At 43.4% G+C, this 13,929-nt stretch carries 17 protein-coding genes; 6 read left to right on the forward strand and 11 right to left on the reverse strand.

Annotation, left to right across the window (positions count from 1 at the left end):
- Positions 1-201: 201 nt before the first annotated feature.
- Both LNL84_RS05105 and LNL84_RS05110 read right to left on the reverse strand, forming a co-directional pair.
- Positions 202-687, reverse strand: a complete 486-nt coding sequence (locus tag LNL84_RS05105; RefSeq protein ID WP_244355651.1) for an acyl-CoA thioesterase — start codon at positions 685-687, stop codon at positions 202-204.
- A 69-nt stretch (positions 688-756) separates the two neighbouring features.
- Positions 757-1,692 carry a DMT family transporter gene (locus tag LNL84_RS05110; protein WP_244355652.1) on the reverse strand — a complete coding sequence of 312 codons (936 nt, stop codon included), beginning with the start codon at positions 1,690-1,692 and terminating at the stop codon, positions 757-759.
- A 100-nt stretch (positions 1,693-1,792) separates the two neighbouring features.
- On the opposite strand from LNL84_RS05110, the gene LNL84_RS05115 reads away from it, so the two are divergent.
- Entirely contained in the window at positions 1,793-2,581 is a 789-nt protein-coding gene (locus LNL84_RS05115) for an AraC family transcriptional regulator (protein ID WP_244355653.1), read from the forward strand.
- A gap of 19 nt (positions 2,582-2,600) precedes the next feature.
- Here the strand turns inward: LNL84_RS05115 and LNL84_RS05120 are convergent, their stop codons facing one another.
- From LNL84_RS05120 to pyrC, 4 genes are all read right to left on the reverse strand, one after another.
- Complete coding sequence (locus tag LNL84_RS05120) at positions 2,601-3,524, reverse strand: M14 family metallopeptidase (RefSeq protein WP_244355654.1); 924 nt, start codon at positions 3,522-3,524, stop codon at positions 2,601-2,603.
- 201 nt (positions 3,525-3,725) lie between these two features.
- Entirely contained in the window at positions 3,726-4,163 is a 438-nt protein-coding gene (locus tag LNL84_RS05125) for an acyl-CoA thioesterase (RefSeq protein WP_244355655.1), read from the reverse strand.
- Between the two features lie 99 nt (positions 4,164-4,262).
- Positions 4,263-4,571, reverse strand: coding sequence for a DUF1289 domain-containing protein (locus LNL84_RS05130; protein WP_244355879.1), 309 nt, complete (start codon positions 4,569-4,571; stop codon positions 4,263-4,265).
- A gap of 149 nt (positions 4,572-4,720) precedes the next feature.
- The gene (gene pyrC / locus LNL84_RS05135) at positions 4,721-5,749 is read right to left on the reverse strand and encodes a dihydroorotase (protein ID WP_244355656.1); all 1,029 of its coding nucleotides are present in this window, start codon (positions 5,747-5,749) and stop codon (positions 4,721-4,723) included.
- 265 nt (positions 5,750-6,014) lie between these two features.
- On the opposite strand from pyrC, the gene LNL84_RS05140 reads away from it, so the two are divergent.
- On the forward strand, positions 6,015-7,841 hold the full coding sequence (locus tag LNL84_RS05140) for a hybrid-cluster NAD(P)-dependent oxidoreductase (protein ID WP_244355657.1): 1,827 nt from the start codon (positions 6,015-6,017) through the stop codon (positions 7,839-7,841).
- Between the two features lie 78 nt (positions 7,842-7,919).
- Here LNL84_RS05140 and LNL84_RS05145 read toward each other — a convergent pair whose 3' ends face one another.
- Both LNL84_RS05145 and nadE read right to left on the reverse strand, forming a co-directional pair.
- A complete protein-coding gene (locus tag LNL84_RS05145) occupies positions 7,920-8,165 on the reverse strand; it encodes an HP1242/YdcH family protein (protein WP_244355658.1) in 246 nt (81 codons plus the stop codon).
- Positions 8,166-8,461: 296 nt separating this feature from the next.
- On the reverse strand, positions 8,462-9,292 hold the full coding sequence (gene nadE / locus LNL84_RS05150) for an ammonia-dependent NAD(+) synthetase (RefSeq protein WP_244355659.1): 831 nt from the start codon (positions 9,290-9,292) through the stop codon (positions 8,462-8,464).
- A gap of 104 nt (positions 9,293-9,396) precedes the next feature.
- Here nadE and LNL84_RS05155 point away from each other — a divergent pair, with 104 nt between their 5' ends.
- Both LNL84_RS05155 and LNL84_RS05160 read left to right on the forward strand, forming a co-directional pair.
- On the forward strand, positions 9,397-9,909 hold the full coding sequence (locus LNL84_RS05155) for a nicotinate-nicotinamide nucleotide adenylyltransferase (RefSeq protein WP_244355660.1): 513 nt from the start codon (positions 9,397-9,399) through the stop codon (positions 9,907-9,909).
- 26 nt (positions 9,910-9,935) lie between these two features.
- The gene (locus LNL84_RS05160) at positions 9,936-10,427 is read left to right on the forward strand and encodes a hypothetical protein (RefSeq protein ID WP_244355661.1); all 492 of its coding nucleotides are present in this window, start codon (positions 9,936-9,938) and stop codon (positions 10,425-10,427) included.
- A gap of 45 nt (positions 10,428-10,472) precedes the next feature.
- Here the strand turns inward: LNL84_RS05160 and LNL84_RS05165 are convergent, their stop codons facing one another.
- Positions 10,473-11,087, reverse strand: a complete 615-nt coding sequence (locus tag LNL84_RS05165; RefSeq protein WP_244355662.1) for an AraC family transcriptional regulator — start codon at positions 11,085-11,087, stop codon at positions 10,473-10,475.
- A gap of 184 nt (positions 11,088-11,271) precedes the next feature.
- Between LNL84_RS05165 and LNL84_RS05170 the strand changes: the two genes are divergently transcribed.
- Complete coding sequence (locus LNL84_RS05170) at positions 11,272-12,402, forward strand: 1-acyl-sn-glycerol-3-phosphate acyltransferase (protein ID WP_244355663.1); 1,131 nt, start codon at positions 11,272-11,274, stop codon at positions 12,400-12,402.
- Between the two features lie 70 nt (positions 12,403-12,472).
- Here LNL84_RS05170 and LNL84_RS05175 read toward each other — a convergent pair whose 3' ends face one another.
- Positions 12,473-13,036, reverse strand: coding sequence for a hypothetical protein (locus LNL84_RS05175; RefSeq protein ID WP_244355881.1), 564 nt, complete (start codon positions 13,034-13,036; stop codon positions 12,473-12,475).
- Positions 13,037-13,133: 97 nt separating this feature from the next.
- Here LNL84_RS05175 and LNL84_RS05180 point away from each other — a divergent pair, with 97 nt between their 5' ends.
- A complete protein-coding gene (locus LNL84_RS05180) occupies positions 13,134-13,442 on the forward strand; it encodes a YnjH family protein (protein ID WP_244355664.1) in 309 nt (102 codons plus the stop codon).
- A 40-nt stretch (positions 13,443-13,482) separates the two neighbouring features.
- On the opposite strand, the gene LNL84_RS05185 is transcribed toward LNL84_RS05180, so the two are convergent.
- Positions 13,483-13,782: a YfcZ/YiiS family protein gene (locus LNL84_RS05185; protein WP_244355665.1), complete on the reverse strand. Its 300-nt coding sequence runs from the start codon at positions 13,780-13,782 to the stop codon at positions 13,483-13,485.
- Positions 13,783-13,929: the final 147 nt, after the last annotated feature.

Below are 13,929 nucleotides of genomic sequence, written 5' to 3' on the forward strand. Positions count from 1 at the left end.
AGCTATCTCAAGTCATCTTGGTGAGTGGGATATAGGAAAAAACTATTATTCACTTGAAGTGTAAAATACGGGTTTAATAAAAAACTCATCCTTTTGCCAGGAAATTAGGGGGCGTAGATGTGATGTGTATAACAAATGCAGACGCGATTTTGGGTATCGTCTGCATTAGAGTGACTTGAAAGCTAAAAAGAGGCGAATGTGTTATTTAAGATACTTAACATGGGCTTCCATTTCTTCACCGATCTGTTTGCGCATATTCATCAATTTGATGGCAGAATCGCGCAGTTTGATGTCTTCTTCGGTTTCAGGATTCCACTCTGGTACGGAGGTCGGTTTACCGTTTTCATCGACCGCCACCATAATCACGATACAGTGCGTTGTTAGGCGGTTTTTTAGCTCTTTAGGATCACTTGCTTGAACATCAATGGCGATATGCATGGATGAGGTTCCGGTATAGATGACCTTGGCACTCACTTCTACTAGGTTGCCGACATGGATAGGCTGTACGAAGCGAATGCCGCCTGCGTATGCCGTAATACAGTACTTTCCGCTCCAGGCCGCAGAGCAAGCATATGCAGCCAAATCGATCCATTTCATGACCGCGCCACCATGTACTTTACCACCAAAATTGACATCGCCGGGTTCAGCTAAAAACCGAAGAGTGCTCTCTCGTTTACCGCTACTCATTTCATTTCCTTATGATTAATGACTCGTTTGCCAGTATGTCAGATTTCTAATGCGCTGCCCACGACTTTGCTAAAGCGGTTTCTGCACCGCTTTGTCATCACCCTCGAAGATGGCATGCTGTGTGGTCTGAGATCCACGTTGTTTATTGTGTAACTTGATCTGAGAGAGCACTACACCAGAAATGACCATCAACCCGCCAATGACGTGATACTGGTGAATCGTTTCGCCAAGTAAAGTGGCGGCAAGTACGATAGCGATAACGGGAAGAAGGTTCATAAACATAGCGCTGTTTTCCGCGCCAATAATGTCTATCGATTTAACCCATAACCAGGGAGCGATGACTGAAGCGAGCAAACCTGCGTAGGCAATAAGTGGCAATGAGGCGTTAGAGGGGATCACCTGATGGCTACTCAACCACAACGGCGTAAGCATAACCACGGCAAAAAGCCCCTGCACATAAATCAGCATCCAGTTTGAGATAGGCATTTTCCAGCGCTTTAACAGCACGCAGTAAGTCGCGTAAACGACGGCAGCTAGCAGCATTAACCCGTCACCCTGACTGATTTCTAGATTGAAGATAAAGCTTATATCACCATTTCCTAGCATAAACGCTAACCCAGCCAGTGAGATCACGGCACCGACAAGACTTAACGCAGAAATGCGTTTATTGAGTAGCGCAGCGGAAATAAAAACACTAAATAAAGGTACAAGAGAGGTGATTAATGCCATGTTTGAGGCGCTGGTGGTCAATGCCGCGTAGTAGCCAAGACTTTGGTTTAATACCATGCCAAGCAGCGCAAGAAACGCTAACTTAGCAAAATGGGTTTTAATAACGTATTTGTATTTATTTAATTGTGGCAAGCAAAAGGGGCTAAGTACAACCACAGCCGTTAGCCAACGGAAAAAACTCATCGCGCTGGGCTCTAATGTATCCGCTGCAAGTTTGTTGACGATAGCGTTGCCGCCCCAAATGAGAACGGTGAAAAAAGGAAGCAGATAAACCATTGTGATCTCAGTCGCGTTTTGTGTGGTGGAAGATAGTTTGACAGGTCGGTATAATTACAAATATCTCCAATAAGACATTGCGCGCGATAGGAAGACAACATTGAAAAAGAACGCCAGACACCTGCATCCCTCGTTATCGATCGATAAAGCACCATCGGATGTGTTCATGAATTTTGATGCCTTTTTGTCCAACACTGAAACTCGGGTGCACTGTCATCCTTGGGGCCAAGTTCAGTTGATAAGTGGAGGGATCCTGGAGATGGAAGCTCAGGATACGCGTTTTCTTGCTCCGCCGCATTTAGCGATTTGGGTGCCTGCTGGCGTAATGCACTGCAGCTTTAACCGTAAGCCTTTAGAGTATTGCTCGCTTAATATCGCTCATCAATTGACAAGCTCATTACCAGAGAAAACCAGCCTTATCAAAGTAACGCCGATTGTTTCTGCAATTATCGAGGATTTCCGTCATAGACAGGTCAACGTGGCCCATGATGAAAAAGACCTTCGCCTTGTGCAAGTTTTGCTCGACCAACTGTCGACTCAAAGTGCAGAGCACCACTTTTTACCCACCACAAACAATAAATATTTAGCTCCTATTCTGGCCGCTATCGAAGATGATCCGACAGACGATTGCTCTTTGAAAGAGTGGGCTCAACGAGTGCATACCACAGAAAGAACACTGGCTCGATATTGTCAGAGTGATTTGGGGATGAGCTTTACCGAGTGGCGGTTACGGGTCAGGTATTTGCACTCAATGGATTTACTCAGAAAAGGGCACTCGGTTAAAGAGGTGGCTCTTACTTTGGGATATAACCAAGCGAGCCCTTTTATTACCATGTTTAAGAAATATTCCGGACAAACCCCTGAGCAATATAAGAATAAATTGTTGTAGGGTGCTATTTTGCCTTTTATTAGCGATTAACCGCTTTTAAAAAAGCCAAAGCTCCTGTTACTGCCGCCACTTGAGCGTCGTTACATTCTTGTGCATCTACTTTTGGACTATCTGGATAGACTTCTGTGGTCGTGGAATACAAGCAGTCCGTCATGCCAGCGCACAGACTGAGCTTTTTGAGCGGATAGTTGATAACGCCACGCTGCACAACAGGTGAGCCGATAATATTGTTGTTTTCATCGGCAGGAGCAATGTGCGTGACCTTTTCAACCGAGCGAATCACGGCCGCTTGAAAGTCAGGTTGTGGTTTTTCTGTGTTGCCAACCGTATAGAAGCCATCTGGAACACTGTCTTCAAAGTACTCCAAACCATCACGAGCAGCAAGAGCTGGGCGAAACTCACTTTCGTCAGTATCCGTTGTTTCATGCAGGTCGATATGAGCGTATATTTCGACATTCAAAGCCGCGACAAACTTCATAATGTTTGCTGCTTCTTCCGATGGAGAATCTGCATAGAATGAGCGATTAGGATCAATCGCATTTGGATTCCATCGATTGATCGTCTCATAACCCCACGGGCTGATACAAGGAGCGATAACAAGGTTGAAATCGTTCTGGTAGTGAGATGCTTGTGTGTCGGCAAATTTTAATGCGCCGTGTACTCCAGAGGTTTCATAGCCGTGTACCCCTCCGGTAACGAGAACGGTAGGCTTTTGCTCGTTCCAATTTTTAGATTTAAGAACATACAAAGGGAAGCGCGCAGCATCATAGGAAAGGGCACCGTATTGTACGACGTCAAACTTATCAGACAGTTCACTTATTTTCGGAAGAACCTCTTCACCATAAAGCCTTTTAACTTGGGTTGATGCGCGCCACTCGGCAACTTCAACATCCGTCCATTTTTGGCCTGGGGTGCCAATAGGGTATTGGTGATTGTTTTTCATTATGCAGTTTCTTTTAGGGTTAGATGTCAGCAAGCATAACGATATTGACTAACAACCTCAACGACAGGTGGGCTAAATCATAGCCAGTTGCCCTGTGAAACAGTGAGATCAGAGGTGATTGAGCGCATCACTAAATGGAAGAATTGATGATCCAGTGACGCGCTATACAGAGTTGGGTCAAAATTTCCCAAGTAACTTTGGTTACTTCGACACCAACGTCGCCATATTTTCTATCGCATTTAGTAGCTTCGAAGGGATATTGGCTTTTCGGTTACTCACGAAATCAAACATCACAATGGTCGCTGAACCTGTGGTGGTGACTTTACCTAGCTTCTTACTGACGATTTGATATTCCATTTTGAAACGATCTTTTTCTACCTCAGTAACCCTTGAACCGACAAGTAGCGTATCTGGGTAGGTTACTGGGAGTTTATAACGGCAATAGGTTTCGCCAAGAACAGGGCCTACTTTGGTTTGGGCCATATCTTCCATCAATTGAACATGACTAAAATAATCAAGGCGAGCGGTTTCAAAGTAGCGAAAATAGACCGCATTATTAACGTGATTGAGTGCATCCATTTCACCCCATGCGACTGGGATTTCTGTAACGACAGGGTAGTCGTTAAGTAACGATTCCATGTAGACCTCGGTAACTATAACTTTAGAGTGTTTACTTTATTGCTATATTAACAATAACGCAACATCTTGGTGATCGAATGGAAAAAAAGGGGTACAAAGTCATAAAAGCGGCAGTTTGGAAAGACAGTGCCGACACAGGCAGTGTTGGCTCTTGCCTAACGATGAGGTATCACGTTTTTCAATCTCAAAGCACCAGCATGAGGCTTTACCCGCAGAAATGTCACAGTACGCGGGTTTGCCACATTGGCTGCACTGATGAGTCGATTGAACGCCCGACAATTGGTCGATTTTATCCTGACGTTGCGCGTCGGTGTCAGACGACCACGTGGCGATTTCATCGACTGTGCGCTGACAGCCAGAACATATGCCACCGTCATTTTTACAGGCAGCTCGGCAAGGGGTAGCTATGGGTTGTTTCGTTTTCATTGTCTTTGTTATCGCAGATGATGTAGGCAGATCATACCGTGTGAGGGCTTTCTTGCAACTAACAAAATAAAAAACGCTCTTGCGAGCGTTTTAAATACGTTGGAGCACTAAAGATCAGCTGATCCGGGCGGTTACTTCACTTTCCATTGAATCTTCTCACCGCCACGAATTGGAACAACGATGTCAGATCCAAATGGCATAGAGGCTGGAACGTGCCACTCTTCTTTGGTTAATGTCACTGTGTCGCTATTGCGTGGCAATCCGTAAAAATCAGGCCCATTGAGGCTGGCAAAAGCTTCTAGATTTTCAAGTTTGCCTTCTTTCTCGAAAACTTCAGTGTACAGTTCTACTGCAGCATGGGCTGTGTAAGAGCCAGCACAACCACAAGCCGTTTCTTTCTTACCTTTTGCATGGGGCGCTGAATCTGTGCCAAGGAAGAACTTTTTGTTGCCGCTGGTGGCTGCTTCTATTAACGCTTGCTGGTGAGTGTTGCGCTTTAGAATTGGCAGGCAGTAAAAGTGTGGTCTGATCCCACCTACCAACATATGATTGCGGTTATACAGTAAATGGTGAGCCGTGATGGTAGCTGCGACGTTGTCGTTAGCGTTCTTTACAAAGTTCGCTGCATCAGCTGTGGTAATGTGCTCTAAAACGATTTTTAGATCGGGGAAGTCGTTCACAATCGGTGCAAGTACAGTATCGAGAAACTCCTTCTCACGGTCGAAAATATCCACGTCGTGGGCAGTGACCTCACCGTGGATCAGCAGTAGCATCCCGACTTCTTGCATTGCTTCGAAAACTGGGTAAATATTTTTAGCCGATGTCACACCAGAGTCAGAATTCGTCGTCGCGCCAGCAGGGTAGAGCTTGGCTGCAACAACGGCACCGGAGGCTTTCGCTTTGCGTATCTCGTCAGGAGTTGTGTTGTCAGTGAGGTAAAGCGACATCAGTGGCTCAAACTGCGCCGAAGGCTTTTCTGCCATAATGCGTTCTTTGTATGCCAGTGCCATTTGCGTGTCGACAACAGGTGGGATGGTGTTTGGCATAATCAGTGCGCGGCCATTGTAGCGGCTAATATCACGGACTGTATCAATCAACACTTCGTTGTCACGAAGGTGTACATGCCAATCATCTGGACGAGTAATAGTTAATGTAGTCATTTGGGCTCCCACCAAGTTAAATATTCATCTTGAAACGGAGCCTAAGCGAGAGGTTCCCTTAAAAAGGCAAACGCTTACGTTTAGGCGACAGGATGATAGTGGAAAACGAGATGTTTTACACGACTTTTCGTGGATTAGAGCCAATATGATGTTTTTCGGTGGCCTCAAAGGCTGATATGATTCTTAGTTCTAGGTGGTTATAAATTCACGAGTAAATGCGAGTTAGCGCTCCAACAACCATTCAATAAATAAAAAGGACACTGTCGTGACCGAAAAGTGCGCACTTTCCCAAATCAATGTATATCCGGCTAAATCCGTGGCTGGCGTTTCCTTATCCTCATCTTGGGTTGAGAAGCAAGGGCTGAGCTTTGATAGACGTTTTATGATTGCTCTCGAAGACGGCGGCATGGTGACTGCGCGTAAGTACCCACAAATGGTGTTAGTGACCTCAACACTTCACCCCAATGGCATCATTTTCAATTTTAAAGACAAAGCTCCGCTTAAAGTTTTTTATGCCGACTTAGCCAATAAAGAAACGCGAGCACAAGTGTGGAATGACGAGTTTTCAGCTTACACGACAACACAAGAAGCTAACCAATGGTTTAGTGAGATCCTTGGGCAAGACGTTGAACTGCTGTATACCGGAGAACAGTCTAATAGAGTTCGGGAAAAGCTAGGTCATAATGTCAGCTTTGCCGATGGCTACCCACTGCTGATTATTAGTAGTGGCTCATTGGATGAACTCAATCGTCGTAGTAGCGAGCAGCATTCCATGGATCAGTTTAGAACCAATTTGGTTGTGCAATCTGATGAACCGTTTGTCGAAGACAGTTGGAAGCGAATCAAAATTGGTGAGGTTGAATTCGAAGCGGTTAAACCTTGCGAACGCTGCGTACTTACGACGGTAGATGTAGAACGTGGAAGCTTTCGAAGCAGCCGAGAGCCCTTAAGCACGCTCTCGACGTTTCGTGCAAATGAACGCGGTGGCGTGTTCTTTGGCCAAAATTTGGTCGCTCGAAATGAAGGTCTTATTCGTGTCGGCGACACGATAGAAGTATTGGAATGTAAAGAAAAAGAATTTTACGCAGATGACAAAGATAACCAAATACACTTAACCTGTGTTGAACGTGAGCACGTAGCAAAAGACTTTGAAACGTTCTGGCTCGCACCTCAGAAAGGCACTTTACCAAAGTACAGAGCAGGACAGCACCTACCAATCGAAGTGAACATTGATGGTAAGGTCGCTAAGAGGAGTTACACGCTCTCTTCAAGCCCAACACGACCAGGTCGCCTGGCGATATCGGTAAAAAGGGTTGATGGTGGGGTTGTATCAAACTGGCTACTGGATCATTTTGATGTGGGTGAGGAATTGATCGCACACCAACCTGGAGGCGATTTTCATCTCGAATCTGTGTCAAAAACGCCTTTATTGTTGTTGTCAGCTGGCAGTGGCGTGACGCCGATGATGTCGATGTTACGTGATTTGTCGGATCGTGATTGTGTCGATGACGTTATTTTTTACCATCAGTGTAGCACCATCAATGATATTCCTTTTAAGGATGAACTTAAGGCGTTAAGTGACAAGCATTCAGGCCTGCATGTTGAGCTCTCGCTTACTCAACCTGAGCGAGAGTGGCAAGGGATAGAAGGAAGGTTAACCCTAACTCACTTAAAGCAAATTCCTAGTTTATTAGAGCGACATGTTTTTACATGCGGGCCAGACGGTTTTATGCAAAAAGCCAAAAATTTATTACTGAAAAAAGGATTACCGTTAGCACATTATCATCAGGAGACTTTTGGCGTAGCGGCTGGTCCTGATCTAGAGAAAACGGCAGTAGAGATATCAATTAACGATCAGGCGTTCGAAGGTGACAACCAACGGACCATACTGGAACAGGCCGAGGATGCAGGTATCAGCATGGCGTACAGTTGTAGAGCTGGCTTTTGTGGTGCGTGTAAAGTTGAGGTGCAATCAGGGCAGGTTCATCAACCGGATGTTCCAGCGATTACTGATGAAGAAATCGCATCGGGGCAAGCTCTGGCTTGTTGTGCAACACCCAGAAGCAGCGTCGAGCTTAAAACCAAAATGTAGTTTTAGATAAAGCAGTTAACTGGCTTCTAACTTAAATAGGTTCGAAGCCAGTCACTTAATAGAGTTATTTGGCTAGAATTATTTGGCCGCTTTGACTAAGCGTGCGTATAAAGAATCTTTAAGCTCGGAACGTCGGTGTTTGAGCAAGTTCATCGTCGAGTCATCCACAGGAGAGCCGTTAAGCTCCAATATTCGGATTTCTTTATCTAATGAGTTGTAATTTGAGTGGTCTGAGGCAAACGTTTCATCATTTGCATTGAGCTCTACTATGGTTTCTTTGTGCTGTGGAAATTCGTTAACAAGAGAGTGGACTTCACCTAACATACAAACCCCTTCTGGTAGTGAGTGAAATAAAAAGCCTTATTCAATATAGTTCAAAATTCATTCAATTTAGTGATGAAACGAACACTTTATTAACGAGCGCGTGATGAATTAGAAAAATGAGATCGGAACGAAATAATCGTTGTAATATAAGACGGTGAATTGCTGAGGCTGTTGCATTTTATTCGATGAATGAAACTTTCGACGTCGATAAAAGAAAAGCCCACGAAAGTAATAGCAGTGGGCCTTTATAATGATCAAAAAGAGTGAGCACGTAAGTCCACTTTTTCTAGCCGTAATTAGTCATATATCGTAGGGATTGGTTCGCGCTTGTGCTGAGTTGCTTTGTAAATAGCGATAAGGCGATCAGACACTTCTTGAGATACGGGCTTACCTTCTAAGAAATCATCAATTTGATCGTAGCTTAAGTTTAGCGCGTCTTCATCGGCTTTTTGCGGTGCCAGCTCTTCTAAATCGGCCGTTGGCACTTTTTTGACGAGTAGTTCTGGAGCTCCTAGGGTGTCAGCAACTTCGCGAACTTGTCGTTTGCTCAACCCAAATAGTGGTGCTAGGTCACAAGCGCCATCACCGAATTTGGTGTAGAAGCCGGTAATGTTTTCTGCTGAGTGATCGGTTCCTAAAACTAAGCCTCCAACGTATCCAGCAATTTCATATTGCGCAACCATACGAGCTCGTGCTTTTACATTACCTTTTACAAAATCAACCTTTTCGTTTGCAGTCGGTAGTAAACCTGTTCCGGCAAGAGCATCGTGTGACGCAGCGTGTAAGCCGTCTACACCTGCTTTGATGTTAACTGACACGGAATGAGTCGGTTGAATGAAAGAAAGCGCCAATTGTGCTTCGTCTTCATCTTTTTGCTCACCATATGGCAAACGCACCGCAATAAACTGATAGTCGCTTGAAGCGGTTTCTTCGTTTAACTCGTCGACTGCAATTTGAGCTAAGCGACCACACGTTGTTGAATCGACGCCGCCACTAATACCAAGCACAATAGATTTGCACCCTGATGCTTGAAGCTTCTGTTTAATAAATGTTACTCGACGCTCAATTTCATAATGTGGGTCAATTGAAGGTAAAACCCTCATTTCGTCGCGAATGAGTTGTTCCATGTGTAGTCCTTTTCCTGCAGCAAATACAATTCCTTGTATGATACAATTGATGCTCACTAGAAGAAAGTTTCAATAGAGATGAGATCAGGCGTTAAAGGACGTTTATGACGAAAATTGCGATATTTGGGAGTGCGTTTAACCCGCCGAGTTTAGGGCATAAAAGTGTAATCGAAACCCTACAACACTTTGACAAAGTACTTCTTGTTCCTAGTATATACCATGCATGGGGCAAAAAAATGCTCGCTTATGATAAGCGTTGTGAACTGTTAGATGCCTTTATTTCGGATCTTGATATTGCAAATTTGGAAAGTTGCAACGTCGAAGAGGTGTTATACGAACCGGGACAACCCGTGACCACCTATGCAGTATTAGAAAAATTACAGAGGATGTATCCAGAGAGTGAATTGACGTTTGTTATCGGGCCTGACAATTTACTCAATTTTTCTAAGTTCTCAAGAGCGGAAGATATACTAAAAAAATGGTCGGTATTAGCATGCCCAGAGCTTGTAAAGGTTAGAAGTACGACAATAAGAGAACATTTAGCTCAAGGTTTGAACGTAGATCACTTAACTACATTTAATGTAGCTAAATTACTGGTCGAATATAAGTTATATTAACAAGGTTATTAGTTTAGGAAGGCAACATGAAAGCAAAATGGAGTTGTATTGCTTTGGCGTTGATGGCCGTAACAACAGTGGTAAATGCTTCTTGTGACCGATTGCAGGATGGATCCGTTACTCTAAAGAGAAGCAATGATGATTCTCTGTGCTATATGGTCGTAGCCAAGCTAGGTGACGTTAAAGATGCGGTCTTTAGCTTAGGTGGCCTGATCGAAGAAAAACCAAAAAATGCGTTGACTGACTCTTATTGGGAGCAGTGGTTATTAACTCAAGACTCAGCCCCTATGCTGACTCAGCAAGTCAGTAAAAGTTATTTGGGTGTTGGCTTATGGGCACCACGAGAAGTGCTGAGTGAAAAAGACGAGATGTCTACACAAGACTGGCTAATGTCACAGGGTGTGCATTTTGGCGTTGGCTTTGGTGAAAAAGGCAAAGAACCTAGATTAAGATTAGATTACCGCTGGCATCATGAGTTTGAGAGCGACATGATGATGCAACTGGAAGTGCCTTTCTAGTAAAGCTGTTATCACATTTAAAAAAGAGAGCCGAGGCTCTCTTTTTTAGTTTTCTTGCTCGCCAAAAATTGATTGCTGTAAGTTACTATATAGCTCCTTGTTTCCAGAGAACAAAGAATCAACGACCTTTTCAGTACTCCAGCCTGATTGGCGCTTTTTCTTTGCCTCTCTAAGACGTAAAACAACCTGTAGCTCAGGCTCTAGCGTTGAGGCGGCCTGTGATGACCAGGTAGAAATGGCTTTATCTAATGACGACTCAATAAGTTTTGGATGTAAATTGCTGACTTCATGTCGCATTACCTGTAATAAATCAGCCTGATGCTGATCTTGAATGTTGTCCGTTGTCTCTAAGTGCCCTAGAATTGCATCGCTTACCGGTGGCAGTGTCACTAACCCCGCTTGATGCGGGAGTTTATCTGCAAGTCGTATTGAAAGATCAACACGACTTAACTGGGTATTCGGTAAGATAGTTAAGCTGACTAGGCAATCGAAAGGGATCCAAAGGGTATCTCCTTTTGAGAATAGAAATTCTTTTTTACCCAACTTTAGAAGGACTCGTCCTTCACAAACACGATAGAGCGTGTTTCGTATCGTCTTTTTTCTTGGTGTGACCGTTAAAAACGGATATTGAGTTGAGGAATATTCGATTGCGTATTTCATTGATGCAGCCCTTGATAGAGAGGCGATAGGTTAACGCCAACGACTCTAATTGCCAAGCTTTCGTTAATATCTATCGATAACCCCATATTTTGTGGTCTGACCATAATGAAACATGGGTTAATTTGGCTGCGGTATTTACCGACAAAGCGTAGAATACTCTGGCTTTTAATTTGATGTAACCAAAATGACAAAACAAACAGACCCATATGTAGAGATTCGTCCATACAATGACGAAGAAATCCCAGCTGCCATCGATCGTTTAATTAATGATGATGAGTTCATTGATGCGATTTTACAGCATCGTTTTTCAAATCACGCGTCTTGGTTCAAGACTATCATGAGCCCCCTCGTCAAAGTGTACTTGAAATTCAAATGGGCTAAATTTGACAGCGTAGAAGCGATCCAGCTTGAAGTGAAAAAATATCTGACTCGCACGCTCGACACCACTACAAACGGTGTGACTTTTAGAGGGCTTGAGAAGCTCGATAAGAAGACGTCTTACCTTTTTATTTCGAACCATCGTGACATCGCTATGGATCCGGCATTGGTCAATTTTGCGTTGCACCAAAGCGATCACCGTACGATGAGAATTGCTATCGGTGATAACTTACTGAAAAAGCCATGTGCGACAGAGCTAATGCGTTTAAATAAAAGCTTCATTGTTAAACGCTCCCTTAAAGGGCCACGTGAGATGATGAAAGCCTTAGGCACATTGTCTTCTTACATTAAGCACTCTTTAGATTCGGGCAATTCTATTTGGATTGCTCAAAAAGAAGGGCGAGCTAAAGATGGCAACGATTTTACCGATCCAGCCATTTTGAAGATGTTTCACGTAGAAGGCCGAAAACAAAAAATTGCATTCCCTGATTATATTCGTTCGTTAAAGATTGTTCCTGTTTCAATTTCTTATGAAAATGACCCATGTGATACCGCAAAAGCGAATGAACTGTATCAAAAAGCGGACCTTGGTAGCTACGAAAAAGGTGAATTTGAAGATATCGAGAGCATCGTAACGGGCATTATTGGTCGTAAAGACCGTGTTGACGTAGTTTTTGGTGAGGTGATTGAAGGTGACTTTGATACGCCAGAAGCGTTAGCAAGTGAAATCGATAGGCAGATTCATATCAACTATACTCTGTTCCCAATGAACAAATTGGCGGCAGGCATTGAAGATGAGTCTATCACTGATGCAACTCGTCGCGATCTACAAGAAAAACTAGACGCTCTGCCTGAAGGGGCTCACTCATATCTTCTTAGTAGCTATGCAAACCCAGTTAAGAATGTACATGCAGAGCAAGAGAAATTGCAGGGTTAGTCCTCAACGTTCAAAGATAAAAGCAGCCTTAATGGCTGCTTTTTTGTATCTGCTTCTAACGAGTGACGCTTTAACGGGCAACAGCGCCGCCTAACTCAAGAGTGTCTGGCCATTGGGTTATGCTATTGCCACCAAGGTATATATTTCCTTTTACAGTCATATTCTTGGGAAAAGTAGAGATCAATGAACCACCAATGTACAAGTCACCTTTAATCACAATGTTGTTGGGCAGTTTAGTTAAAGCGGTGCGCATAACACTCAAATCTCCGTTAACTGTAAAGTTGCGTGGAAGCTTTTTTAAAGGCGTATCGGTTAAATTAATATAACCACCCACTTCAACCTCGGCGGGCCAAATTCGTATCATTGAACCCATGAAATTAGCGTAACCTGTGATTTTGCTTCCTCTGGCTATAGATTCCACTAAACTATTGTTCGCATCTAAGCTACCTTTAACAACTAAGGCCTTAGGCAAGTACTTAATACTTGTTTTTGATATGTTTAGGTTACCTTTTACTTCCAATCCTTGAGGTAGAGAGGTGTAAGGTTTGTTCCTCAAGTACAGATTGCCGTAATTGTCTAAGTGGTTGAGGATTTGATAATGGTCGAGTGGCATGGACAATACTGAAAAAGTCATTATCGATAGGCTAACCCCCAACACGAGATGTTTAAGCGAATCAAATTTCATTATGACCAAACCTTATATTAACCCATTAACTTTGTGGTAGTGTGCAATGATATCGAGCGTAATACAAAAGAAAAAACTGACAATTGTGACTGCTTTTCCGATGTTGGTGTTACTTATTTGCACCGCTGGAGTAGTGAAGGCAAAGACCGTTACTACGGTAGGATCGGATGCAGGAACTGCGTTACTATTGTCAGACTCAAAGATAGGAAAACGAGTGTGCTATTATAACGACAAAGCCTATTCTTTAGGTTCTGTGATTAGTGCTGAAGGTGTTGTATTACAGTGCATTGCCGAGCAAGATTTTGAGATGAATGGTCAGTTAAAATGGCGACTTTTAAAAGTGGACAAAGACTAGCGATTTGATTTTGCCCACTTTTTAAATTTACTTTAGAAAATTATCGTCTCAGAGAACGACTTTTTAATTCAAAGATGAGTTTTTCAGCACTGACTTCAAATTGAAAGCGTGCTGTTAGCTCTTGTGACTTATCCTCTACTTCAGATACTTCGTGTTGTACATTGCTAGACACTGCTTTTGCTAGTTCGATATAACGAGCTAACTCAGCTTCTAAAGCCTCTTTACCATCTGCAAAAATATACACTTCAGCGACATCATCACCTTCTTTGATGATGAATCCCATTTCACCCGACACGCCGCACGCTTCACATACTTCTGGTTCTTCATATGTATTCGACATAACAATACCTCTTACTAAAACTAAAGGTATTTTATATCTGCTCGGTAAGGGTAGCCAGCAAAACTTGAATCGGCTCTAAAAAAGAGAAACTGCACTTCAAAAGTACTTACATTTGAATACAAGAAAACATGTTGACCAAAAGTAAGT

Source organism: Vibrio gelatinilyticus, from assembly GCF_022836845.1.
GTDB classification, from domain to species: Bacteria; Pseudomonadota; Gammaproteobacteria; order Enterobacterales; family Vibrionaceae; genus Vibrio; species Vibrio gelatinilyticus.

Bases quoted from the DNA above. Each gene is read 5' to 3' on its own strand.
- LNL84_RS05105 (WP_244355651.1), bottom strand. From the start codon at position 687: ATGAGTAGCGGTAAACGAGAGAGCACTCTTCGGTTTTTAGCTGAACCC.
- LNL84_RS05110 (WP_244355652.1), bottom strand. From the start codon at position 1,692: ATGGTTTATCTGCTTCCTTTTTTCACCGTTCTCATTTGGGGCGGCAAC.
- LNL84_RS05120 (WP_244355654.1), bottom strand. From the start codon at position 3,524: ATGAAAAACAATCACCAATACCCTATTGGCACCCCAGGCCAAAAATGG.
- LNL84_RS05125 (WP_244355655.1), bottom strand. From the start codon at position 4,163: ATGGAATCGTTACTTAACGACTACCCTGTCGTTACAGAAATCCCAGTC.
- pyrC (WP_244355656.1), bottom strand. From the start codon at position 5,749: ATGACTACATTAACTATTACTCGTCCAGATGATTGGCATGTACACCTT.
- LNL84_RS05145 (WP_244355658.1), bottom strand. From the start codon at position 8,165: ATGTTAGGTGAAGTCCACTCTCTTGTTAACGAATTTCCACAGCACAAA.
- nadE (WP_244355659.1), bottom strand. From the start codon at position 9,292: ATGGAACAACTCATTCGCGACGAAATGAGGGTTTTACCTTCAATTGAC.
- LNL84_RS05155 (WP_244355660.1), top strand. From the start codon at position 9,397: ATGACGAAAATTGCGATATTTGGGAGTGCGTTTAACCCGCCGAGTTTA.
- LNL84_RS05160 (WP_244355661.1), top strand. From the start codon at position 9,936: ATGAAAGCAAAATGGAGTTGTATTGCTTTGGCGTTGATGGCCGTAACA.
- LNL84_RS05165 (WP_244355662.1), bottom strand. From the start codon at position 11,087: ATGAAATACGCAATCGAATATTCCTCAACTCAATATCCGTTTTTAACG.
- LNL84_RS05170 (WP_244355663.1), top strand. From the start codon at position 11,272: ATGACAAAACAAACAGACCCATATGTAGAGATTCGTCCATACAATGAC.
- LNL84_RS05175 (WP_244355881.1), bottom strand. From the start codon at position 13,036: ATGACTTTTTCAGTATTGTCCATGCCACTCGACCATTATCAAATCCTC.
- LNL84_RS05180 (WP_244355664.1), top strand. From the start codon at position 13,134: ATGATATCGAGCGTAATACAAAAGAAAAAACTGACAATTGTGACTGCT.
- LNL84_RS05185 (WP_244355665.1), bottom strand. From the start codon at position 13,782: ATGTCGAATACATATGAAGAACCAGAAGTATGTGAAGCGTGCGGCGTG.